The 23,279-nt window shown below is 61.6% G+C and carries 15 protein-coding genes; 5 read left to right on the top strand and 10 right to left on the bottom strand.

Going from position 1 to position 23,279, the window contains the following annotated elements; translation table 11 throughout:
• Positions 1-8 precede the first annotated feature (8 nt).
• The 5 genes from glpD to IEX53_RS06820 all read right to left on the bottom strand — a co-directional run bounded on the left by glpD (position 9) and on the right by IEX53_RS06820 (position 6,617).
• The gene (glpD, locus tag IEX53_RS06840; RefSeq protein ID WP_188822749.1) at positions 9-1,508 is read right to left on the bottom strand and encodes a glycerol-3-phosphate dehydrogenase; all 1,500 of its coding nucleotides are present in this window, start codon (positions 1,506-1,508) and stop codon (positions 9-11) included.
• 108 nt (positions 1,509-1,616) lie between these two features.
• Positions 1,617-2,387, bottom strand: coding sequence for a DeoR/GlpR family DNA-binding transcription regulator (locus IEX53_RS06835; protein ID WP_188822747.1), 771 nt, complete (start codon positions 2,385-2,387; stop codon positions 1,617-1,619).
• Positions 2,388-2,578: 191 nt separating this feature from the next.
• Positions 2,579-3,751, bottom strand: a complete 1,173-nt coding sequence (locus IEX53_RS06830; protein ID WP_188822745.1) for an OmpP1/FadL family transporter — start codon at positions 3,749-3,751, stop codon at positions 2,579-2,581.
• 314 nt (positions 3,752-4,065) lie between these two features.
• Positions 4,066-5,466: a coniferyl aldehyde dehydrogenase gene (locus IEX53_RS06825; protein WP_236016067.1), complete on the bottom strand. Its 1,401-nt coding sequence runs from the start codon at positions 5,464-5,466 to the stop codon at positions 4,066-4,068.
• Positions 5,467-5,471: 5 nt separating this feature from the next.
• Positions 5,472-6,617: an MFS transporter gene (locus tag IEX53_RS06820; protein ID WP_188822741.1), complete on the bottom strand. Its 1,146-nt coding sequence runs from the start codon at positions 6,615-6,617 to the stop codon at positions 5,472-5,474.
• A gap of 227 nt (positions 6,618-6,844) precedes the next feature.
• Here IEX53_RS06820 and IEX53_RS06815 point away from each other — a divergent pair, with 227 nt between their 5' ends.
• From IEX53_RS06815 to IEX53_RS06795, 5 genes are all read left to right on the top strand, one after another.
• Positions 6,845-7,870: an AraC family transcriptional regulator gene (locus tag IEX53_RS06815; protein WP_188822740.1), complete on the top strand. Its 1,026-nt coding sequence runs from the start codon at positions 6,845-6,847 to the stop codon at positions 7,868-7,870.
• Positions 7,871-7,968: 98 nt separating this feature from the next.
• A complete protein-coding gene (locus IEX53_RS06810; protein WP_188822738.1) occupies positions 7,969-9,567 on the top strand; it encodes a xylulokinase in 1,599 nt (532 codons plus the stop codon).
• The gene (locus IEX53_RS06805) at positions 9,560-10,372 is read left to right on the top strand and encodes a class II aldolase/adducin family protein (RefSeq protein WP_188822736.1); all 813 of its coding nucleotides are present in this window, start codon (positions 9,560-9,562) and stop codon (positions 10,370-10,372) included. The genes IEX53_RS06810 and IEX53_RS06805 overlap by 8 nt, the downstream gene beginning before the upstream one ends.
• The gene (locus IEX53_RS06800) at positions 10,369-11,829 is read left to right on the top strand and encodes an aspartate aminotransferase family protein (protein WP_188822734.1); all 1,461 of its coding nucleotides are present in this window, start codon (positions 10,369-10,371) and stop codon (positions 11,827-11,829) included. Before IEX53_RS06805 ends, IEX53_RS06800 begins: the two co-directional genes overlap by 4 nt.
• A gap of 4 nt (positions 11,830-11,833) precedes the next feature.
• Positions 11,834-12,478 carry a hypothetical protein gene (locus IEX53_RS06795; RefSeq protein WP_188822732.1) on the top strand — a complete coding sequence of 215 codons (645 nt, stop codon included), beginning with the start codon at positions 11,834-11,836 and terminating at the stop codon, positions 12,476-12,478.
• A gap of 46 nt (positions 12,479-12,524) precedes the next feature.
• Here the strand turns inward: IEX53_RS06795 and IEX53_RS06790 are convergent, their stop codons facing one another.
• The 5 genes from IEX53_RS06790 to IEX53_RS06770 all read right to left on the bottom strand — a co-directional run bounded on the left by IEX53_RS06790 (position 12,525) and on the right by IEX53_RS06770 (position 23,278).
• Positions 12,525-13,121, bottom strand: coding sequence for a L,D-transpeptidase (locus IEX53_RS06790; RefSeq protein WP_188822730.1), 597 nt, complete (start codon positions 13,119-13,121; stop codon positions 12,525-12,527).
• Positions 13,122-13,198: 77 nt separating this feature from the next.
• Positions 13,199-18,973 carry an autotransporter outer membrane beta-barrel domain-containing protein gene (locus IEX53_RS06785; protein WP_188822728.1) on the bottom strand — a complete coding sequence of 1,925 codons (5,775 nt, stop codon included), beginning with the start codon at positions 18,971-18,973 and terminating at the stop codon, positions 13,199-13,201.
• 913 nt (positions 18,974-19,886) lie between these two features.
• Positions 19,887-20,966, bottom strand: a complete 1,080-nt coding sequence (locus IEX53_RS06780; RefSeq protein WP_188822726.1) for an ABC transporter ATP-binding protein — start codon at positions 20,964-20,966, stop codon at positions 19,887-19,889.
• 238 nt (positions 20,967-21,204) lie between these two features.
• A complete protein-coding gene (locus IEX53_RS06775) occupies positions 21,205-22,272 on the bottom strand; it encodes a Gfo/Idh/MocA family protein (RefSeq protein ID WP_188822724.1) in 1,068 nt (355 codons plus the stop codon).
• Positions 22,265-23,278, bottom strand: a complete 1,014-nt coding sequence (locus IEX53_RS06770; RefSeq protein ID WP_188822722.1) for a Gfo/Idh/MocA family protein — start codon at positions 23,276-23,278, stop codon at positions 22,265-22,267. The genes IEX53_RS06775 and IEX53_RS06770 overlap by 8 nt, the downstream gene beginning before the upstream one ends.
• Position 23,279: the final 1 nt, after the last annotated feature.

The following is a 23,279-nucleotide window of genomic DNA, read 5'->3' as shown; positions in this document are numbered from 1 at the left end:
CTGCAGCCTTATGCGCCGCCCTCTTCCAGATATGTTTGCAGCGCCTCAGCCTCCGCGCTTGTAAGGCACAGGCCCTGCTTGGTCCTGCGCCACAGAATATCCTCCGCGGTCCGCGCCCATTCGCGCTCTCGGAGCCAGCGTATTTCGGCTTCATAGAGCATACCACCGAAATGGCGGCCGAGCCCCGCAATATCTTTCGCTTCTCCCAGAAGGCTCGGCGCCAGCGTGCCATAGCAATGCGTGAGCCGCGTCGCATGGTCCCGGACGAGAAACGGATAGGCGGCAATCAGTTTGTCCACCTGCCGGGTGAACTCAGTGACGCCGAAATCCCCGCCCGGCAGATGCGCCCCCGCCGTCCATGGCGCGCCCTTCGTGCCGATGGCCTCGCCGATTTTCTCCAGCGCATGTTCGGCAAGGCGGCGATAGGTGGTGAGCTTGCCGCCGAACACATTGAGAAGAGGCGGTTTCGTTTCGAGCTTCAGGATATAATCGCGTGTGGCTTCCTGTGCTTTCGACGCGCCGTCGTCATAGAGCGGGCGCACGCCGGAATAGGTCCAGACGATGTCGTCTGATGTAACCGGCTCGATGAAATATTCGCTCGCCGCATCGCACAGATAGGCGATTTCTTCCGGCGTGATCGCCACCTTGGCTGGGTCGCCGTGATAATCGCGGTCCGTCGTGCCGATCAACGTGAAATTATTTTCGTAGGGGATGGCGAAGATGATCCGCCCGTCCGGGTTCTGGAAGAAATAGGCCCTGGGATCGCTGAACTTCTTGCGAACGACGATATGGCTGCCCTGTACCAGCCGGACATTGTGGACATTGTTCCGCCCCAGCGCGCCCGACAGCACGGTATCCACCCAAGGCCCGGCGGCGTTGACGAGCATGCGGGCAAGATAGACGGCGACAGCGCCCGTCGTCACATCACGCGTTTCGATGCGCCAGAGCCCAGCTTCTTCCCGTGCGGCAACAACCTGCGTGCGCGGCATGATTAGCGCGCCGCGATCCGCTGCATCGCGGGCGTTGAGCACCACGAGACGGGCATCGTCGACCCAGCCGTCGGAATATTCGAACGCCTTGGAAAACAGCGGCTTCAGCGGCTTCCCGGCCGGATCGCGCCGTAGATTGACCGTCGAAGTCGCCGGAAGCAGCTTTCGTCCGCCGAGATGATCGTAAAGAAACAGGCCGAGCCGGATCAGCCAGGCCGGGCGCACGCCGTCATGCTGGAATGGGAGAACGAAACGCAAGGGCCAGATGATGTGCGGGGCCATCGCCCACAGCACCTCGCGTTCCATCAGCGCCTCGCGCACCAGCCGGAACTCGTAATGCTCGAGATAGCGCAGGCCGCCATGGATGAGCTTGGTGGCCGCCGATGAGGTGCCGGAGCCGAGATCGCTCATCTCCGCCAGCGCGACGGAATAGCCCCGCCCCGCCGCGTCGCGCGCGATGCCGCAGCCATTGATGCCGCCGCCGATCACAAAGAGGTCGTGAACGCCCTCGCCCGACATATTCCCCTCGTCCCGCAACCGTCCCGGGTCGCGCAATTCGAAACTGAATTCATATCAATTGAAAATAAAAGGAATGTCAAACGAAGATATCTGCGAAAATCATGAAATTCAGATATTCGGTGCGGTTTCCACAAGGCGCACGTCATTGGCCTCGCAGATCGTGCGGATATGCTGGGAGGGGCAACCGTCGGTAATGAAGGTGTTGATCTGCTGGAGATGGCCGATCCGCACCGGTGCGGTTCGCTTGAACTTGCCGGAATCGGAAACCAGGATGACATGCCGTGCATTGGCGATGATCGCCTGCGCCACCTTGACCTCGCGATAGTCGAAATCGAGCAGCGCGCCGTCTTCATCGATGGCGGAGACGCCGATGACGGCGAAATCCACCTTGAATTGACGGATGAAATCTACCGCCGCTTCGCCGACGATCCCGCCATCGCTATGGCGCACGACGCCGCCCGCTATCACAACCTCTATGGCAGAAAACAGACGCAATCTGTTGGCAACATTGATATTATTCGTAATGACCATTAAATCGCGATGCTCGGTCAAAGCCTCGCCGACGGCCTCGGTCGTGGTGCCGATATTGATGAAAAGCGATGACCCGTTCGGAATGAGATCCGCCGCCATCCGGCCGATCTCCTGCTTTTCTTGCGCGGCAATCGCCCGGCGCTGCTCGTACTCGACATTCTCATTGCCGCGCGGAAACAGCGCCCCGCCATGAATGCGCGTCAGAACGCGAAGCTCACACAGATCGTTGATATCCTTGCGGATCGTCTGCGGCGTCACCGCGAATTTGGCGGCAAGCTCCTCCACCAAAACCCGGCCCTCCGCCTTGGCGAGCGCGACGATTTCCGTCTGACGTGATGAAAGATGCATAAGTTCCCTTCCGCGTTTCGTTTTCGCTTCATCTTACGGGGAAACGAAAGGCAGACAAGTGCGCTGCTTTCGGAAGGGAATGCGAAACTGCAGCATGATGTGCGGTGGCGAGTATACCCGACGCCTGAATCAGAAACAGCGCCGCTTACCGGGCGCTGTCTCCAGACAAGTGTACCGCCAAGCGCTGGCGATCAGAACGCATAGGAGTAACTCACGCCAACCCCTGTCGCCCAATCGCTATCGGCGGTGGCGTTGAAGGTCGCGCCTTTCGTTTCGCTTTGCGATCCCGAGGTCAGATAGGAAACTGAAACGCCAAGACCGAGCGTGCCCATTGCCGTCTTGTACTCGCCGCCGAGCCCGAGGGTCCAGGTGTCGGTGGTGATGTCGGACCCGCTCCCCACACCCTGGTCCCAGGTCAGGTTGACGGTGCCCGACAATTCCTTCGTGAATTCATGGCCCACGCCGAGCTGGATCGTATAGCCGTCCTTGTAATTGAAGATCTTGGTGGCGGAAGCGAGGTTCTCCACGTCATACTGGAAATGCGGCAGCACGCTCCAGTCCGTCCAGGTGACGGAGCCATAGACCAACCAGCCGGGCGCAATACCGCTCTGCGCGGAGAGCTTGACCGATTGCGGCAGGATGCCCCCGCCGACCGAAGGAAGTTGGCCGGTTATGCCATAGAGGCCCGCAAGCTCCGATGGCGTGAAGGTGCCTTCAGCGTCATGCTTGACCTGCGAGCGGTACAGCACCTGGAAACGCATGGCATATTCGGGAATGTCATAGGCCGCGCCGATGCGGTAGCCGAACCCGCCATCGTCCTCCAGATGGATGGAGCCGAACCAGGTGTCCTCATCATATTCGAAGGTCTCGTAGAACACGCCGCCGATAAGATGCAGCCCCCCGCGTCCGGCATCGAAGCGGACGGCGCAGGTCGCGCCATATTCGTCGGTGGAAAAGCTCAGCTTGGTTGTCGGGTTGATGAGCGGCAGCCCCTGTCCCATGGCCGTTTCGGCCTCAGCATTCTGCGCCCCTTCGCCATAGGTCGCATCGGTGCCGAAGGGCTGCGTATAGGTGAGCGCGCAAGTGACCGGCAATGTGCCAAGCTTCGCCTTGAGGGCGACACTCGGCACCCAGAACGAATCCGAATAGGCGCTGTCCGAAGCATCGCGACCATTGAGCGTGGCATAGGTGCGGCGGGGCGCGACATAGACCGCGCTGGAACGGACGCCGTAATTGCCTTCCATGAAGAGAATATCTGTGTCGGCCTCGCCCCGGCTGAACCCGCCGGCGGAAGCGGCATTGATGCCAAGCGCCAACGCGCCAGCAAGCGCAAGTGGCGCTTTGCCTCGAATGTTCGTGGTCATTTTGTCCCCTTTTATATGCGGCACCGCTCTGGCGAATGTTTCCGCCGGCAGCTCCCCCTTGAAAGACTCCTCAATCTCTCGAAGGAGACGATATGTGGGGGCGCAATTCCGGCAAGGGAAAATGGGGACACATTGGTGTCATATGCGGCCAAGAAAGCGCACACGCCCTCCTTCCCCCTTGCGGGGAAGGTGTCTGCGGAGCAGACGGATGGGGGTGGTGACGTTTGCGCTTGCTTCGAAGACCGCCGCGCAAACGTCACCACCCCCACTCGACCCTTCGGGCCACCCTCCCCGCAAGGGGGAGGGAGAGGGTTTCACCCCCGCATCATGAACCGCGCCAGCAGTTTCGCGAGGCGGCCATAGGGCGGCATGGCGAGGCGGGCGGGGTTGAAGAGCCGCACCTTGGCGATGCCGCGCGCATGGGAGAAGCGCTTGAAACCTTCGTGCCCGTGATAAGCGCCCATGCCGCTGGGCCCGACGCCGCCGAAGGGCAAATCGTTCTGGGCGATATGGAGCAATGTTCCGTTTACCGTGACATTGCCGGAGATCGTGTTGTGGAGGGTCATTTCCTCCGTTCCCTTGTCACGGGTGAAGAGATAGAGCGCCAGAGGACGGGGCCGCGCGCGGACAAATTTTAGCGCGCTGTCGAAATCGTCATAGGGTATCAGGGGCAGCACCGGACCGAAGATTTCCTCCTCCATCAGCAGGCAATCGGCGGGCGGGTCGATGACAAGGGTTGGCAGCACGTGGAACCCCTTTGGCGGCAGCGCGATATCGGCGGTCAGGAGCCTGACGCCGCGCGCGCGGCATTCCTTGATGCCATTGAGAAGCCGGCCATGCGCCCGCTCGCCGACAAGGCTCGAATAGTCTCGCCGCACACCATTCAGCGGATAAAAGGTTTCTGCCTGGGCGATGAAGGCTTCGGCGAAAGCGTCGAGCCTGCTTCTCTCCATCAGCACATAATCGGGCGCGATGCAGGTCTGCCCCGCATTCATCAGCTTGCCGAAGGCGATATCCCGCGCGGCCTCCGCCACCGCATAGTCAGGCGCGATGATGGCAGGGGATTTGCCACCCAGCTCCAGCGTCAGCGGCGTCAGGTTCGGCGCAGCCGCCGCCATGACCTTGCGGGCAACCGCAGTGGAGCCCGTGAAAATCAGGTGGTCGAAAGGCAGGGCCGCGAAAGCTTGTGCCACCTCCACCTCGCCCTCGGTGACCGTTACTTCCTCCGGCTTGAAGAACTTGCCGACAAGCTGCGCGAGCAGGGCGGATGTCTCGGGCGTCTGTTCCGATGGCTTGATCATTGCACGGTTGCCAGCAGCAAGCACGTCGATCAGCGGCCCGAGCGCCAGCAAAAGCGGATAATTCCACGGCACCATGATGCCAACGACGCCAAGCGGTTGATATTGCACGCGGTTCGAAAATGGCAGAAATTCGAGCGACCGGCCCCGGCGTTCGGGTTTCATCCATTTGCGCAGATGCGCCCGCGTATGCCGGAGCGCGCCCATCAGCGGCGCGATTTCCAGTTGGATCGTCTCGTGATGCGAGCGGTGGCCGAAATCCCGCGACACCGTCTCGCACAGCGCCGCCTGGTTCTCCCTGAGCAATCTGCCGATGCGGTCGAGCCGGTCGCGCCGCGCCTCGAAAGACGGGTAGAAATCGGCCTCGAAAGCGTCGCGCTGGCGCTGCAGGAGGGTGTCCAAAATCGTGCCGGGCAAAGGGGTCACTCCGCTGTTTTGGCCGCCTCTACCATCCCAAGGCTGCGATGCAGATGACCGAAGATCATCATGCCGCAGATTGCCGCAATGCCAAGCGGCAACAGGCACACCCAGGCAAAAATGCCGCCGCCCTCCGCCGCGAAGACCGGCCCGGCAATGGCAGTGCCGACCGTCGCGCCGACAATGGCGATAACCAGCGTGCGCGACATCAGCGATCCGTCCGGGTCGTTTTCGGTCAGTACGCCGGTGACGAAGGGCGTCACGACATAGAATCCGATATTCACGAACACCTGCGAGACGACGAAGACGAGCGGCGTCATCCGGTTGAACAGGAACCAGATCGACAACGCCATGATGAGGAAGCCCATGAGCACGGCGGACAGCCTTTTCGCCTTGTCGCGCGTCAAGGAAGGTACCGCCGCGCCGACGAACCCGGCCAGCGACGAGACAGCGAGGTAGAAGCCGACCTCGCCATTCGTCAGCCCGACCCGCTCGCCGACATAGCCGCACACCGCCCATTGCGCCGCCTGCACCGCATAGACGAGGAAGACGACAATCATCGCCAACAGCATCTTGCCGCCATCGAGCCGAGAATGGTGACTGGCCGTCACGAGCAAGGGCGTCTGCCACTTGATGAAGAAGAGAAGCGGCGCCATCAGCACGGCAAAGGCGGCGATCGTCAGGAACACCGGCGCGCTCGCCTCGCGCTGCGGCATCAGCGACACGACGAACAGCAAGAGGCCCATGGTGGTTCCGCCGATGAGGCAGAGCAGGCCCCACAGCCGCTCGGCATTGGCGCGTGAGGCAAGGCTCATCGCAACGAGGCTGAACAGCGCGCCTTCGCCAAGGCCGGTCACGAAGCGCGCGGTGGCCAGCGCGGCGGGCGCTTGCAGCATGAAGCTGACCGCCTCCCCCGCCGCCACCGCGACGAGGCCAGCCAAGGCAACAGCCCTCCATGATTTCAGCGCCAGTTTGGGCAGGAACAGCCCGTAAAGCGCGATACCGGCCAGTTCCGCGCTAGCTACCAGCGTCGCCAAGCCCTCATCGTAGCCGCCGAGCTTGCTCACCGACAGCACGACGACAGGCATGACCATCGTGCCGTTGAGCGCGACCGCATAAGCGGCGCTCAAGCCGAGTATCCATAAAAACATCGCCGTTCCCCGAATTTTTAATCGCCAAGATTAGAAGGAAGGCTTTTCGGGGCCAAGGGCAATTGGGGACCTCTATAGTGTCAAATCCGGCCAATCCATTCATGCGAGGCAGCGCTTATATTTGATGGTTGCCACGGGCGAGGCTTTGTATTTTCATGGCATAAAACAAGCGGCTGCCTCGCTTCGGGCCGCGGGACGAGAGGGAACATCGTCCGAGGGGGAGGAACATGAAAACAATCGACGCGCGTTACGTCACCGCCAATATTCCGGCATTCCTGATCCGCAGCATCGCCGCGACGCTGGGGGATATGGGGCTCGACGCCTCACGGCTCACCGCCGGGCTTGGCATCAGCACGGAGGATCTGGCCGACCCGGCCTGCCGTGTGTCGTTCCGGCAGGGCCGCGAGGCGATCCTCCGCGCCATGACGATGGCCAAGGGGAAGGCGCTCGGGCTTGAAACCGGCATGCGCGAGAAGATCACTTCCGTCGGGCTCGTAGGCTATGCCATGCTGACGGCAGCCACGGTCGGCGAGGCAGTGAAGCTCGGCCTCGATCTGCAAAAAGATACGGGCAGCATGCTAGAATTCGACACGCGCGTGGAGGCGGACGGCATCGCCGTCACCGCCGCCAGCCGGTTTCATGATCCTGAAATTCATGTGTTTCTGGTCGAAGAGGCCTTCGCCAGCTTCATGGGCATCGCTACCGGCCTTGTCGGCGAGGGGTTCCGACCGCTTCGCGTCGATCTCGCCTACCCCGCACCCGCCCATGCGGAGGTCTACAACCAGGTCTTCGGCTGCCCGGTGCGGTTCGGCCAGTTGGGAAACGCCTTCGTCTTCAGCCCTGCCTGGTATTGCCGCCCCCTTGTAACCGCCGATTCTTTCACTCACCGCCAGCTTCTTGAGTTCATGGCGTATAACCGCGCTCGCAACCGCGAGGCCGCCGAAATCATCGCCTCGGTCGAGCGGGTACTGCGGCAGAAGCTCGACAGCCGCAACCATATTTCCAAGGTCGCGCGGGCGCTGGGCATGAGCGAGCGGACCCTGCGCCGAAGGCTGTCCGAGAGCGGTGTCTCGTTTCAGTCGATCCTCGACGGAGTGCGGAAGAACCGCGCGCTCGAACTCCTCGCAAACCAGAACATGCCCGTGGAGCAGATCGCCTTCGCCGTAGGTTTCTCCGACCCCCACAATTTCCGCCGCGCGTTCCGCCGATGGACCGGGGCGACGCCGGGGGCGCTGCGCGCTGACCTATCTTGACCGGATAAGACCCCTAATAGGACGGCTCGGCGCTCCTTGAAAGTCCAGGCTTCCACTATCGTCGACTACAACATCCGATGGGTTCGTGTTCGACGATAATGGCCATAGCCGACCAACATATCCTTGCGATCGATCTCGGCACCAGCGGTTGCAAGGTCGGGCTGGTCTCGATATCAGGCAAGGTTGCCGCGTGGGCGTTCAGGCCGGTCCCTTTGCTAGTGGTGGATACCATCGGTGCCGAGCAGAATCCGGCGCAATGGTGGAATGCTTTGATCGACGCTGCGCGGGAAGTGCTGGGAAAGAATGCGGTGCCACGCGAGAACATCGTCGCCATCTGTTCCTCCACGCAGGGCGAAGGCACAATTGCCGTGGACCGAGACGGCAAAGCGCTGATGAACGCTGTGATCTGGCTGGACATGCGCGGCGCGCAATATCTCAAGAAGGAAATGCGCGGGGTTATTAAGGTCGCGGGCTATAACCCGATCAAGCTGCAGAAATGGCTGCGGCTCTGCGGCGGCGCACCGGCTCTGTCTGGCAAAGACCCCGCCTCTCATATGCTGCTCATCCGCGATGCCTTTCCGGATATCTATGCGAGGACCCACAGGTTCCTCAACGTTCTCGATTATCTCAACTTGCGGCTCACGGGCCGTTTCTGCGCCACGCAGGATTCGATCCTCACTTCCTGGGTGACTGACAACCGCGATGTGAACAATATCCGCTACGATGCGGGCCTCATCCGCCAGAGCGGCATCGACGAGGAAAAATTTCCGGAACTGGTGCGCTCGACGGATGTGGTGGGCACACTGCTGCCCGAAGTCGCCGAGCTTTTGGGCCTTTCGCCGAAGACACCCGTTGTCGCCGGAGCCATCGACAATTCCGCCGCGGCCATCGGCGCCGGGACGCTCGCCGACTATGACGCGCATCTCTATATGGGCTCGTCGTCCTGGATCGCCGCGCATGTGCCGTTCAAGAAGACCAATGTTTTCGACCAGATTACGTCTGTGCCCTGCCCCGTGCCGTCGAAATATCTGATGATGGCGATGCAGTCGAGCGGGGCAAGCAACATCGCCTTCCTGAAGGACCGCATCGTTTTCCACGACGATGGTCTGATCGATTCCGAGCCCACGCCCGACACCTACAGGATTCTCGACGAGATCGCAGCGCGTACGTCCGCCGGGGCGGACGGCATGATGTATCTGCCATGGCTGTTCGGCGAGCGCTGCCCGGTGGACGATCCGACGCTGCGGGCGGGCCTCGTCAATATGAGCATCGAGCACAATCGCGAAACGGTGGTGCGGGCCGTGTTCGAGGGCGTCGCGCTCAACACGCGGTGGATGATGAAGCCGGTGACGAAATTTCTCGGTCGCAAGCCGGAGGAGATTACCATGATCGGTGGCGGAGCGATGTCGAATGCCTGGTGCCAGATCTTCGCCGATGTGCTCGGAGTACACATCCGCCAGCCGCACGACCCGATGAAGGCGAATGCGCGCGGCGCAGCCTTTATCGGCGCTGCGGGGCTGGGGCTGATCCAGCTGGAGGATGCCGGACGTCTCGTCGCCATCAACAGGGTTTATGAGCCGAATGTTGCGACGCGCGCGCTTTATGACGAGCGCTTCGGCATTTTCACCGAGTTTCACCGGCGTCTCGCGCCGCTTTATAGACGTCTTAACGGCGCGAAGGGGATTGCCCATGGCTAGCTTCATGCGCGACCGGCAGGAGATTGCCGATATGTGCCGCGCGCTCGCGGATAGCGGTTATCTCGCCGGGACCGGCGGCAATATCGGCCTTCGCCTTGATGACAGGCTGATGGCCGTGACGCCCTCCGCCACCGATTATTACGCCATGCGCGCCGAAGATGTGGTGATCCTCGAGATCGAAACGCTTGCGGTCGTGGAAGGCGAGAAGCCCCCCACCATCGAGAAGGGCCTGCATGCGCGGATGCTGGCGGCTTATCCCTCCCGCCGCGCCAGCATTCATACGCATCAGCCAATCGCCAGCGCCGTGGCGTTGCTGCACGAGACATTGCCCTGGCCGGTCGTGGAATGCCCCTCACCCTTACCCTCTCCCCGCACGCGGGGAGAGGGGGACACAGGCGTTGCCACCTCTTTCTTTTTGCCTGGTGCAGGGGGAGAAAAAAGGAGCGGCAGCGCCGACGCCCCCCTCTCCCCGTCCTTACGGGGAGAGGGTAAGGGTGAGGGGCAATTGGTGCTGGGCAGGCATGTGGCACTCATCCCCTACCGCCCCTCCGGCACGGGGATGCTGGTCAAGGCCCTCACAAAAGCACTGCGGCCAGATGTTTTCGCCTATCTTCTCGCGAGCCATGGCGTCATCTGCGCCGGAACCGATCTTAGCGCCGCCGCCGATATGATCCGCAAAATCGAAGCCGCCGCCGCTCATCATCTGCGCGAGCGCATCCGCCACCGCACCGATCTCGACACCCGGCTCCAGGCGTTCGTTCTCGACACGCTGGAGAAAGCACAGATTCAAGGGAGCCTGAAATGAACATGGCCGCACTTAGCCCCGAACCCGCTTACGGCATCAGCCAATGGCCAGATAATAAAGACCTCATGGACCGGCTGAATGCGCTGCTGAAACAGCCCCCGCGCGGCATTTCCAGGGCGAACATGCCCGAAGTGCTCGACTATTTCGACCAGAAGTGCCCGACCTCCCAGGCATGGGCGGCGCGGGCGGCGGAGGTGATCCCCGGCGGGGTGCAGCACAATCTCGCCTTCAACTACCCCTTCCCGATTGCCGCCGCGAAGGTTGATGGGCCTTATATGTGGGATGTGGACGGGAATCGCTATACCGACTTCCTGCAGGCGGGCGGGCCGACGCTTCTTGGCTCCAACTATCTGCCCGTGCGCCAGAAAGTGCATGAAATCATCGATGAGTGCGGCGCGGTCACCGGCCTCACCCATGAATATGAGCTGAAACTGGCCGAGATCATCCGCCGGTACATGCCTGGCATCGAGATGTTTCGCATGCTGGGATCAGGCACCGAGGCCTGCATGGGCGCGATCCGCCTCGCCCGCGCCTATACGGGCAAGAAATGGGTGATCAAAATCGGCGGCGATTATCACGGCTGGAGCGACCAGATGGTCTATGGCATGCGCGTGCCCGGCACCGGCCGGCGCGAGGCCACGGGTATTCCGAAGGGCGTCACCGGCTATACGCAGGAAATCTTCCCCAACGAGCTTGGCGGGCTGCGGCGCAAGCTGATGCTGAACCGCATTCGCGGCGGCACCGCTGCCGTCATCGTCGAGCCGCTCGGCCCCGAAAGCGGCACGCGGCCCGTCACGCCCGACTATAACCGTGAAGTCCGCAAGCTCTGCGACGAGTTCGGCGCGCTGCTAATCTTCGACGAAGTCGTCACCGGCTTCCGCGTCGGGCTTGGCGGCGCGCAGGGCTATTTCAACGTCAACCCTGATATCACCGTGTTCGGCAAATGCCTGACCGGCGGCTATCTGATGGCGGGAGGCATTGGCGGGCGCAAGGAAATCATGATGACGCTCGTGGGCGGCATCGGCACCACCAAAAAGCGCGCCTTTGTCGGTGGCACGCTCTCGGCCAACCCGCTCTCCTGCGTCGCGGGTTATTATGCAATCGAAGAGATGGCCCGCACCAATGCGCCTGTCATCGCCGGGCGGGCGGGCGACCGGCTCACCAGGGGGCTGAAAGAAATCCTCGACCGGCTGGGCCTTCCCTATGTGGTTTACAATATGGGCTCCATCGTCCACCTCCAGACTTCGGCTGTGCTCCTGATGAGCATGCGCAACCCGCTGAAACTGATGCGCGAGGCCAATGCCCGCAAGCATTTGATGGAAGAGATGGGCGCCGCCTATATGGCGCATGGCATCCTGACGCTGGCGGGTAGCCGTATCTATACCAGCATGGCCGACACGGACGATGTGATCGACGACGCGCTCGACCGCTTCGAATCCGTCTTCCGGCTAGTATGATGCCATGACGATCAACAACGCGCCCATCGAAAAGAGCCTCGGGCAGGCAGCGGTACGGCTTCTGCGCAAGGGGCTGCTGACTCCCGGCGACACGCTGTCCGAGCGTATCCCGGAGCAGGATTGCTTCGTTATGGTCAGGATCGGCACGCTGCCCGCCGGTCACGCTTTCGAATGGACGCCGCTTTCCGCCCCGCCGCGGAACTTGCATCACCGGATCTATCTCGCCCGCCCTGATATCGGCGCCATTGCCGCCGGTGAAATACCATGGACGTCAAAACTTGCACGTCTCGGCCTCACCATGCCCGATGTTTTCGACGAGCAGGTCAGGCATTTGGGAAAAGAGGTGTCTTATATAAAGACACTCTCGACCGACAAATCCTTCGCCGCCCTGTCGAACGGAGCGAATGCCTATTGCTTCGACGATCTCGCGCTTTGCCTCGGGATGACCCTCGAACGCCTCCTCCTCAACCTCGAAATCCTCGAGAAATGCGCCCAGAGCTTCATCCTCGCCCAGAGTACCGGCAGCAAGGTCAGGCATATCCCATGGCTCGTGCGCTTCATCGCCAACGGCCGCCTAAAGAAGGACCGGAATGATGCTGCCGCGCGGCATCGGCGCGGCGAACGGGCCGTGATGAAGGCGGGGTATTGACCTTGAGGCCTGTTCGGAGGCTACCAGATCCTGTCAAGCAATCATCTTAGCGAACAACGACTTGCGCGCCGTTTCCAACCTGTTCGTAGAGATCGATAATATCCTCGTTGAACATGCGGATGCAGCCGGACGAGGCTTTAGTGCCGATCGTCCATGGCTCCGATGTGCCGTGGATGCGGTAGAGCGTGTCCTTGCCATCTTGGTATAAATAAAGCGCGCGCGCGCCGAGCGGGTTTTGCGGTCCCGGCTCGACGCGGCGCGGCAGGCCCGGGGTTTGCGCGTGCATATCGTCGGTCGGATGCCATGCCGGCCATTTGGCCTTGCGCCCGATGACTGCCCTGCCGCTCCAGGCATGGCCGCTGGCGCCGACCGCCACGCCATAGCGCCGGGTAGTTCCATCGTCCTGCACGAGATAGAGATAATTATTCCTGGTATCGATAACGACCGTACCGGCAGGTTCGCCGGTCGTGTTGGCGACGGTCGCCGGGCGGAAGCGCGGGGCGAACTTGTTGCGGTTGACGACCCGCACCGGAAACGGCTCGCCCGCATGAGCGTTCGGCTGCGCGCCGCCCTGGTTTTCCGGCGGGGCGCTCACGCAACCGGCAAGCAGCGCGGCGAGCATGATGACGGGCAGATTTTTCATGGCTTTCTCCGGAAAAAGCAAAAAGCCGCCCTGCCGTGAGGCAGGACGACTTCCATCAGGCCGAGGTCAGGGCCGGATTACCATTTGATACGCAGGCCGATGTTGCCCGAGTAGGAATGGCTGTCGCCGAAATTCTCCAGCGACGTCGAATAGCGGGCTTCACCATAGAGACTGGTGTTTTCCGTCAGGCTGATGCTGGTGCCGAGGCCGACTTCACCCCACAGACGGTCGTTACGCTGGCCGATCGTGTCGCCGGCGACCTTGACCTTGCCGCCATCGAGGAACTCGTAGTGCAGGTTGACGATACCGTAGGTCTGGATGCGGCGAAGCGCGTTGTCGGAGCCCGTCCAGTTATAGAGGTTCTCTATCCGCACGCCGAGCCGTCCGCGCAGGCTCTCGCCCTCGCCGCCGGTCACATCCACGCCCGCGGGGTTTTGCGGATCCGGATTGGCGAAGTTGAAGCCGTCGAATTCGGCGCGGGTGTAGACGAGCTGCGCCTGCGGAACGATGTTCCAGCCATTGCCCATCTCGATGCGCTTGCCGACTTCACCGCTGAAGGAGTAGCTGTAGCCGTGATTGTCTTCGGCGAGCGGCGAGAAGCCCGTCGCGCTCAGATCGCTGCGGTACCACATATATTGGGCAACGCCGTCGAAATAGAGCCCGTTATCGCCGAGCCAGGTCAGGTTTCCGCCGATGCCGTAGCCTTCGGTGTCGATCTGGCCGAAGCGGGCGACGGAGGGTTTCGTCGGCAGGGGCGAGACATCGATATCCACCTTCTGCTTGCCATAGGTGCCGAAGATGCCGCCGATCCAGACGCCGCGCTCGTTTTCCGAGATGACGCCTTCCACACCGGCCTGGGCGAACCACAGGTCACGGTCATAGTCCGAGCCGATTGCGGCACCGAGCTTGTCACGCTGGCCGACGATACGGCCCCAGACCCCGCCGCCATAGAGAACGCTCTGGCCGGTGCTGTCGGCGTAAACGCCGTTCTGCTCAGGCGTCAGCTCGCATTTGAAGTTCTTCGAGACGTCCTTGCACCAGACGGTTTCCGCAGGCTTCGGATCGTTCTTCCAGATGCGCCCGCCGGTGCGCTGCTGCAGCGTGCCGATGGTATCGGCGCCGAAGCGGGCCAGCGTATCGCCATAGACACCCACGGTCTGCGCGCCGGTCGAGCGCGCCGAACGCAGATACCAGTCTCCGTCGGAGGGATTGCTGATGCCGCCCTGGAAGAGATTGTACTCATAGGCACCGGCAAACATGGTCGGCGCGGTGAAGACGGCATTGGAGGCGCTGTCGTCATCCACACGGACGACCTCGATGCCGTCGCCCTTGGTTTGCGCGCCGCGGCTCTGCGGATCGCGCAGGATGTTGAGCGCGGTCTGGCCTTCCGTTCCGCCAGTCACGATGAGCTTGTCGGTCGGCGAATTGTCCGCGCCGAGATGGGTGTTGAGCACGATGGTGCTGCCCGCGACGCCGCGATAATCGCCATTCACGGTGACGGTATCGGCGAGGGAGTAGCTGCCATTGGTCAGATCGACCGTACCTGCGTTGAGGAACGAACTGCCCGCAGCGCCGAGGGTGGCCCGCACATTGTTGCCGGCGAAGAGCGTGCTTGTTCCGTCGAGGACAAGCTGGTTGCCGTAGATTAGATCGTCGGTCAGCGTGAATTTTGTGCCGCTGACGAGGTTGATATTCTCCCAGTCGCTGCCGAGATTGACGCCTTTCGCGCGCTTGCCGAAAGCGTCGTCCGCGTCAAGCGTGCCGCCGAAATAATTGACATCGGCGAGCGTCAGCGTGTCGCCCGAACCCGCGCCGCCGTCGAGATGATAGACGGTCGAGAGATCGCGCCCGACGATGGTGAGCTTTTCATTGTCGCCCGCGCCCATTTCGATGCTGCCGACGAGCTTGCCGCCGACCCATTCTATGGTGTCGGTGCCGTCACCGCCGCGCACGATGCCGGTGGTCTGGCTTCCATCCGTGAGGGCGATGGTGTCATTGCCCGCGCCGCCCTGGATCGCCACCGCGTCATGCGCCTTGGCGGTAATGGTGCCTGCGCTGATGAAGGTCGTGCCGTTGGAGGGCGAGAGATCGACAACAGCCGCATCGCTTGCCGAGACGAACGTGCCGGTGTGGAGGACGCCCTTCCCCGCATCCTTCACGACAAGCGCGGAGCCGCCGGAAGCCTCGACCGTGACCTTGCCATCGGTGAAGGCCGCATCGGCCTTGCCGATCACGATGCCCGTGCCGCCGCTGCCCGCCTTGGTGTTGACGCTGATATCGCCGCCCACCGAGGTAACCCCGGCATTGGCGATATTGACCGCCGTGTTATCAGTGCCCTGGTCGTCAAGAACGCTATCCACGACAGCGGTGCCGGTCGTGTTGACATGGATGCCGGTGGCGTTGGCGCTCGTGTCCTTCAGCGCGATTTTGTAATCCTTGCCGATGGCAAGCGGATTGCTGGTTGCCGAGCCGTCTGCCTTCTCGAAACGGAACCCTGTTCCGCCATCGCCATGGACATTGACGGTAGCCGAAGAGTTGGACGTGAAGCTGGTCCCGGTGCGAATGCCGGAGCCATTGTTGTAGACGTCGATGACGGTGCCTTGCAGCTCGACATTGCCGGTTTCGGCCTCGTTTTCGATGCCGTTGCCCGAGCCCGTCACCTTGACGTTGACGTCGCCGAGACGCAGCCCTGCCGCATCCTTGCCGATCAGCACGCCATGCGCGCCGCCGCCCACGGTCAGCGTGCCCGAGAAGTCCTTGCCGTCCAGCGCCGCGCCGTCGCGGATATGAACGCCAGCGGTACCGTCCTTGACGGTGATGTCGGCCTCGTTGGAGATGCGGGCCACGGATTCCTTGCCGGTGGTGTTCTGCACCAGGATGCCGGTGCCCTTGTCGACCGTGATCGTACCGCTCTCAGCATTGTTGAAGACGCCATTGTCTTCGAGGCGAACGCCGGTACCCTCCCCGATGGTCACCTTGGAGGTGTTGTCCACCGTGGCGCGGTCATGGACGACGATGCCTTCGCCCTTGCCGACCTTGACGTCGCCCTTGTTTTCCACCTTGCCGCCGCCGTTGGCGACGATGGCCTGACCGTTATCGACGCTGATATTGCCGGTATTCTCGGCCGTGCCGCCATTTTCGGCTTTGATGCCAACGGCATTGTCGCCCGTCAGGGTGATGTTGGCGGTATTGTCGAGATGGCCGCCATTGCGGGTGATGAAGCCGGTGACGCCGTTCTTGTCGGAGGTGATTTCCGCGTCATTGTCCAGCTTGCTGGCGCCCTGGCCGGTATATTTGCCCGCCAGATCATACTTCCCGCCATCGACGATACCGGCAATGGTGTTGTCGGCGTCGAGATTGATCTTCGTGTCCTTGGCGACATCGGCCTGTGCGCCGCCCTCGACCTTCACCGCGACGGAGCCTTTGCCGGTCAGATTATAGGTGCCGCTGCCGGTTTCGGCCTTTGCGCCATTGCCGGTCACGTGCAGGATGGTCGAATTCTCGCCCGATGCGGTCAGCGTCTTGCCGTCACCGCCGCCGACGCCGGCGAAATCCGCGCCGTCCTCGATACGGAACAGGGTGGAGTTCTTCGTGCTCACATCGAGATTGCTGTCGATGCCTGCAATCGCCGAATCCTTGCCGTGGATGAAGTAGCCGATCTGGTCGGAGCCTTCCTTGAAGTTCACGGAAGCGTTCTCGCCGAGCGTGATCTTGCCGCCCGCCCGCGCATGGACGCCGATGCCGCCCTGCCCGTCGAGATTGACCGTGCCGTCGATATCGGAGGTCGCCTTGCCGCCCTGGATCCAGACGCCATAATTGCGCGTGTCGGTGTCCTTGTTGAACCCGCCGGAGACGTTGATCGTCGCATCCTTGGAGACATCGACATGGGTCGCGACCTTGTCGCCCAGCACATAGACGCCGCGCGCGTTGACGCCGTTGAGGTCGATCTCGCCATTATGCTCGATCCTGCCCTGCACGTTTTCTGCGATGATGCCGAAATTGGCGTTGGGCGTGCCGGCGCGGTTGCCGTCAATGGTGATCTTGCCATTGTTGACCAAATCGACCGTGCCCGGCTTCGTGGTGTCGCTCGATCCGGCATAGATCGCGGCGGCGCGGCCGGTCTTTGCGCCGATGGTGATTTCGGCTCCCTTTTCGTTCGTCACCTTGCCGCCATCGACGGCGCGGATGCCGGTGAGGAAGGCGGAGTTGCTGTCCACATCCGTCTGCGCTTCGCCCTTCTGCGACTGCGCCGTCTTGCCGATGTTGATCTTGCCGCTGTTGGTGAATTCGGCGCCGTCCTGCAGATAGACGCCATCGACCATGCGGACATTCTCGGGCGAATTCACGCCGATATTGATAACGCCCTTCTCGCTATTGGTGCCCTTGGCATTGTCGGTGAGGATGATGCCGGCATTGCGGACATTTTCGCCCTCATTGCGGCCTTCCGGGCTTGACGCGGGGCGCGGCGAACCGCCGACATTGACGATGCCGTCATTGACGATGGCCGCGTTGTCCTGAAGCACGACGCCATTGGAGACATGCTCGCCGACGTCAGGCTTGCCGTCCTTATCAGGCACGAAATTCGAGATGACGCCCTTCTCGCCATTGTGCACCGCAGCATTATCTTCACCGCGGATGGCGTGTTCGCTGTAGCGGCTGGCGAGGGTGCCGTTGTTCTCAAGCTTGGCCTTGTCCTGCAGATAGGCGATCGAATGGTTGCTGCCGCCGGTGACGTCCTCAACCGTGCGCCCCTCCGAAACGGTCACCGTCGATCCATCGGTCGCATGGATGAAGCTCCGCTCGCCAAGCGCCTTGTCCTGCACGTATTTCGGGTGGTCGGCGGGGCTGTATTCCACGGTCACCGTCGTCTTGGTGTAGGCACCGTCCAGCGCCGAACGGTATTTGCCTTCGATTTCCGCGGCGGTGCCCCCGGCGATCTTGCCCTGCTGAATCTGGCCGATCAGGTAATTGTTATAGTTGCGGAAGGAATCGATGTCCTTTACCTCGCCCGCCGGGATCGTTTCGACCTTGCCTTCGGCGTTGATCCAGGTCGCGCCTTCGGGGATGACCGCGCCCTTGTCGAAATTGACGCCGGAGACATCTACCTTGCGGTTGGCATTGCCCGGAGCCTCATAGTCGGAAGAACCAAGGTCAAAGCGCGTATTGGTATCGTAGGAAAGGGAGGAATTGTCGCCTTCCACCTTGTAGGCGCTGGAAATCTTGCCGTCCTGGCCCGCCTTCATAGGCATGTTCAGCGTATTTTCCGGCGCGGTCGTCGCGCCATCGGGATTGCCAACCACCACGGAAAGGCTGGAGCCGTTCGAAACAGTCGCGAGGCGCGGGTCGATATAGGCTTCCTGATCGCTGTCCTTGTCCCAGACCTGGACACTCTCGGCCGGTACGACGTTGAGCTTGGCCGTATCGAAGACGTTGACGGTCACATTCTCCTGGGTGACCGGGTCGAAATAGGAAACGGTGTTGTTGCGCGGGCCGGTGGCAAGCTCACCAGCCGGGATGGTCCCGGTTTTGCTAACGACGCGGCCCTCGGCGTCGATCTCGCTGATGGTCTTGTAGGACCAGTTCTCGCGCCCGCCCTTCACGCTCTCATAGCTGCCGCCGAGCGTATTGCCCGCGCCGTTATTGAACTCCTGCTGACCGGCTTTGTTGTCGTTCTGCCCGGGCGTCTTGGCCGTCTTCGGGTCGTAATTGCCATCGGCATAGTGGCCCGGCGCGAATTCGCCGAGCGTCTTGTCATCGGCCAGACCCGGCCCGGCTGCGAGACACATGACGGCTACACCAGCCATCAGCGCCGAGATATTTTTCTTATGAGAAACGAGACCGTACGTGTTCAATTCTCTATCCTTTTGCAGACATACAGGGCCGTTCGCGCACGCCAAAGACGTGTACGTTCGAGGACAAGCAAAAATGGATGGGGAAGAGGGTCGTCTTGTATCGCGATACTTGAAACGTCTTTTCAGACGCGATCCGATACCAAACCACACGCGCAGATGACTTGTTCAGCCACTACGACAACATGGCTTTCACCATGAAGGCCCCCATTACAAGGCATGACTCGCCTACCAACGCCGGGTACGTAGTGTCAACCCGCACTGATTGTATAAGAAGGACATAATATTTGAGGCGCAGACTTCGTGCCGGCATCAGGCATGGCTGGCAGAGAGCGTATTGTGGCTTTATATTTGGCCCGCGCTGTAGATCAGCAATAATATTCGTTAGCGATCGGTAAATATGCTGTTGCGATCAAATCGATCAGTCGTATTTGTGTAAAATAAATGTCAAATTCAACTTATCAGCGCATGTTGCAGCGCAGCACCGGGACCGGCGGCTACCCACATTTTTGCGAGGGAAACCGGCGCTTTCCGCTTGGGGTGGAGCCATGCCCATCGCGCGCGCGAAGCGGACAATTACAAGGGAGAACTTCCAAATCCGCACAGCCGGCCTGCATGATCGCGAGACAATATGCGACAATACGCCACATGAATTATCTTCGGAATTTGTTGCCGCGGCAAAAACCACGAAAAAGCCAAACATCCGATGACCGAAACGATTCGCCGTATAATCGCCCACGATTCGCAACTAATTAGAGTATAAATTGATACAATGAACTATCATAAGTAGAATTGGCGCCGTTATATGGGTACAGCTGCTTCGCAGTCGCGCCATGGATTTCTGCGTCAGGCACAAAAAGGCTCAACCATTGCCTCGCTACCCGCACCCAGCGATTCCATCGAAACAGGAGCCACTTTAAATCCGCCGCCCATCCGCGCCGAACAGATGCGTCTGGGCAAGGTCGAAGCCGAAGGGTATGGTGTCGCCGATGCGGATCGGGCGCTGGCCGTCGAGGAGCATCGTTACGGGGTCGCGCGTCGGCGTGCTTGCATAGACCACCGTCGAGCCCCCGAGATGCTCGACCAGTTGCACCGAGGCGCTCCCGAGCGAAGCCTCCTGTTCCTGCGGATTGAGATGCTCCGGACGAACGCCGAAGGTCAGGGTTTCATCCGCCCTGGCCTCCACCGGCTTAGGCAGAACAATACGGCTTCCGCCCACCTCGATGGTGCGGCGCGAGGCGTCTTCGGGCGTGAGGCGGGCGGTGAGGAAATTCATCTTGGGCGAGCCGATGAAGCCGGCGACGAACTGGTTGGCCGGGTTGTTATAGAGGTCAAGCGGCTTTCCCGCCTGCATGATGCGCCCTTCGCGCAAGACCACGATCTTGTCGGCCATGGTCATGGCTTCCACCTGGTCGTGGGTCACATAGATCATGGTGGAGCCCAATTGCTGGTGCAGCTTGGCGAGCTCGACGCGCATCTGTACGCGCAGTTCCGCATCGAGGTTCGACAGCGGCTCGTCGAAAAGGAAAATCCGGGGCTCGCGCACGATCGCCCGGCCAATCGCCACGCGCTGTCGCTGCCCGCCGGAAAGCGCTTTCGGCTTGCGTTGCAGGAGCGGGCCGATCTGGAGGATGTCCGCCGCCTTTTTCACCCGCGCCTCGATTTCCGGCTTCTTGTAGCCGGCAGTTTCGAGACCGAAGGCGAGGTTCTTGTATACAGTCATATGCGGATAGAGCGCATAGGACTGAAACACCATGGCGATGCCGCGCTTGGAGGCGGCCAAGTCGTTGACTCGCTCGCCGTCGATGCGCAGATCGCCGCCGGATATTTCCTCCAGCCCCGCAATCATCCGCAGCAGCGTTGACTTGCCGCAGCCGGAAGGCCCGACGAATACGGTGAATTCGCCCGGCTCGATCTGCAGATCGATGCCATGGATGATCGGCAGGGAGCCGTATCGCTTGACGATTTTTTCGAGTGTGATGCTGCTTGCTGCCATGCTGTTTCCTCCTCCCACTTCTTTTAACTTAAAGAATCTTATCTACACGGAAACAACTGTGCGCCCTTCACCCTCGTGGTTCGAGGCTCCCCTTCCCCTTCGACAAGCTCAGGGTCAGGCTCGCACCTCACCATGAGGGTGAAGGGTTGCGCCGCCGCAATAGCCCTCATCCTGAGGTGCGTAGCGCAGCGAAGCCTCGAAGGACGAGGGCTTGGCGCTTCCATCAAAACAATCATCTCTACGGCCGCCACGTCTTGTATTTCGGATGATCCTGCCCTAGCGGCAGGGCGATATCGGTGCGGGTTTCGCTCGAGTGGTAGATCGCGGCGAGGAGTTCGAGCGAGCGCCGAGCGTCCTCCGCGGTCACCGGCGGCCTCTCGCCCTGTTCCAGCGCGTGGTAGAAGGCTTCCATCTGCCCGGTGAAGCGCCGCCCCACCGGCGGCATATCCTTCAACAGCGTCTCGATCTGCCGCGCGACCTCCTCATTTGCAGGCACAATCCGCCAAGGGCCGTCGCCTGGCGAATAGGCGGCGTGGTTGCTCTCGAAGGTGACGTTCTCGAAGGCGAGGTGCAGTCGGCTGATCTCCTCCTGTGCGCCGAGCGTCGCCGTCAAGGAGACGAGCGCACCGTTCTTCATAAGCAGGCTTGCCGAAACGCAGTCCTCCACCTCGATGGCGTTGACCCGCGTGGCGACGCGCCCGAATACTTGGCTGACCGGCCCCATGAGAAGGGTCAGCATGTCGTGGAGATGGATGGCGTGGGTCATCAGCACCCCGCCAAGCTCGGTCGCCCAACGGCCACGCCATGGATTGTCGTAATAGCTCGCCGTACGCTTCCAGAAGGTTTCGGCGGTGCCTGCATAGGGCTTGCCCGCAATGCCGCTCTCGATGATGCGGCGGGCCTGCGCGACGCCTTCCCCATAGCGGTACTGGAAGATCGGCATCAGCACGCCCCGCGCCGTCTTTTCCGCCGCCATCACCTGATCGACTTCGAGAAGCGATCCGGTCAACGGCTTTTCGCAAACGACGTGCTTGCCTGCCGCCAGCGCCTCCAGGATGAGGCGGGTGTGGGGCGCCGGCGGCGTGCAGATATCGATGATGTCGATATCAGGCATGGCGATGAGCTCATCCGACGAAACGGTGCGGCGCGGCACGGAGAATTCATCCGCCACTGAGTTGAGGCGCGCCTCGTCGAGGTCGCAGAGCGCCACCACTTCGAACTTGTCGCCATGCGGCGCATAGCCCTCGACGATATGCGACCGGCCGATGCCGCAGCCGATGATGCCGACCCGGTAGCGCTTAGCCATGACGGTTCCCCTCGGCGAGGGCCTGGGCTTTCAGCGCCAGTTCCATCGCGGCGAAGCAACGCGCCTGCGGCATGGCGGTTTGCGTCCGCTCGCGAATGTCGGCGAGAAGCTGCGGGCCATAGGGCAAGGGAACCTGTGAGCAGTCCATGTACCGCACGCCCTGCCGGTCGGTGAGGAAGAGGTGATTGCCGCCCTCGCGCCCTGAAATATCGATGTTCTTGCGGATCTCGATTGCGCCTTCCGTGCCTGATATGAAGAGCCGCCCGTCACCCCAGCTTGGCAGCCCGTCCGGCGTGAACCAGTCGACCTGGATGAACCCGTCGGTCTCGCCGGTCGTAACGTGAATACTGCCCATATCCTGCAGGCCCGGCCATTGCGGATGGGCGCGGTTGGCGACATTTGCCGAAAGAATCTCGGCACTATCAGCCCCGGTGAAGAACAGGAACTGCTCGCATTGATGCGAGGCGATATCGACGAGAATGCCGCCGGAACGCTGCCGCTCGAAGAACCATTCGGGCCGCGTCGGCGCGCGGAGGCGATGCGGCCCGAAACCGGCGATGGAGACCACCTTGCCGATAGCCCCTGAGGCGACGAGTTCGCCCGCCTTGACGGTCGCGCGGTTTTCCAGATGCTCCGAATAGAGGATGGAATAGATCCGGCCCATTTCGGCCTGTACGAGCTTGACCTCCTCAAGCTGCGCCAGCGTCACCATGCCGGGCTTGTCGGCCATGACGTCCTTGCCCGCGCGCATCGCCTCGATGGCGATCCCGGCACGCTCGTCGGGCACCGCTGTGGTGACGATGAGATCGATGCTTTCGTCATCGATAAGGCGGCGGGGATCATCGACGCGCGGAACATCGGGGTATTTTTCGGCAAAGCTGCGGGAAATAGCATTCTCCGCCGCATGGAAGCCCACAAGCTCCGCGCCTGCATTCAGGAGACAGGCCGTCTGGCTGAAGATGTGGTCGTGTTCGATGCCGATAATGGCGAATTTGACTGGTTTCATG

This window comes from Paramesorhizobium endophyticum (genome assembly GCF_014640615.1).
Classification (GTDB): Bacteria; Pseudomonadota; Alphaproteobacteria; order Rhizobiales; family Rhizobiaceae; genus Paramesorhizobium; species Paramesorhizobium endophyticum.
The sequence above is the reverse complement of the archived record's forward strand: the minus strand, read 5'-3'. Positions and strand labels throughout refer to the sequence as shown.

What these genes read in the sequence shown, in the direction of transcription:
- glpD (WP_188822749.1), bottom strand. Translation starts at nt 1,508, where the DNA reads ATGTCGGGCGAGGGCGTTCACGACCTCTTTGTGATCGGCGGCGGCATC.
- IEX53_RS06835 (WP_188822747.1), bottom strand. Translation starts at nt 2,387, where the DNA reads ATGCATCTTTCATCACGTCAGACGGAAATCGTCGCGCTCGCCAAGGCG.
- IEX53_RS06830 (WP_188822745.1), bottom strand. Translation starts at nt 3,751, where the DNA reads ATGACCACGAACATTCGAGGCAAAGCGCCACTTGCGCTTGCTGGCGCG.
- IEX53_RS06820 (WP_188822741.1), bottom strand. Translation starts at nt 6,617, where the DNA reads ATGTTTTTATGGATACTCGGCTTGAGCGCCGCTTATGCGGTCGCGCTC.
- IEX53_RS06815 (WP_188822740.1), top strand. Translation starts at nt 6,845, where the DNA reads ATGAAAACAATCGACGCGCGTTACGTCACCGCCAATATTCCGGCATTC.
- IEX53_RS06810 (WP_188822738.1), top strand. Translation starts at nt 7,969, where the DNA reads ATGGCCATAGCCGACCAACATATCCTTGCGATCGATCTCGGCACCAGC.
- IEX53_RS06805 (WP_188822736.1), top strand. Translation starts at nt 9,560, where the DNA reads ATGGCTAGCTTCATGCGCGACCGGCAGGAGATTGCCGATATGTGCCGC.
- IEX53_RS06800 (WP_188822734.1), top strand. Translation starts at nt 10,369, where the DNA reads ATGAACATGGCCGCACTTAGCCCCGAACCCGCTTACGGCATCAGCCAA.
- IEX53_RS06795 (WP_188822732.1), top strand. Translation starts at nt 11,834, where the DNA reads ATGACGATCAACAACGCGCCCATCGAAAAGAGCCTCGGGCAGGCAGCG.
- IEX53_RS06790 (WP_188822730.1), bottom strand. Translation starts at nt 13,121, where the DNA reads ATGAAAAATCTGCCCGTCATCATGCTCGCCGCGCTGCTTGCCGGTTGC.
- IEX53_RS06780 (WP_188822726.1), bottom strand. Translation starts at nt 20,966, where the DNA reads ATGGCAGCAAGCAGCATCACACTCGAAAAAATCGTCAAGCGATACGGC.
- IEX53_RS06775 (WP_188822724.1), bottom strand. Translation starts at nt 22,272, where the DNA reads ATGGCTAAGCGCTACCGGGTCGGCATCATCGGCTGCGGCATCGGCCGG.
- IEX53_RS06770 (WP_188822722.1), bottom strand. Translation starts at nt 23,278, where the DNA reads ATGAAACCAGTCAAATTCGCCATTATCGGCATCGAACACGACCACATC.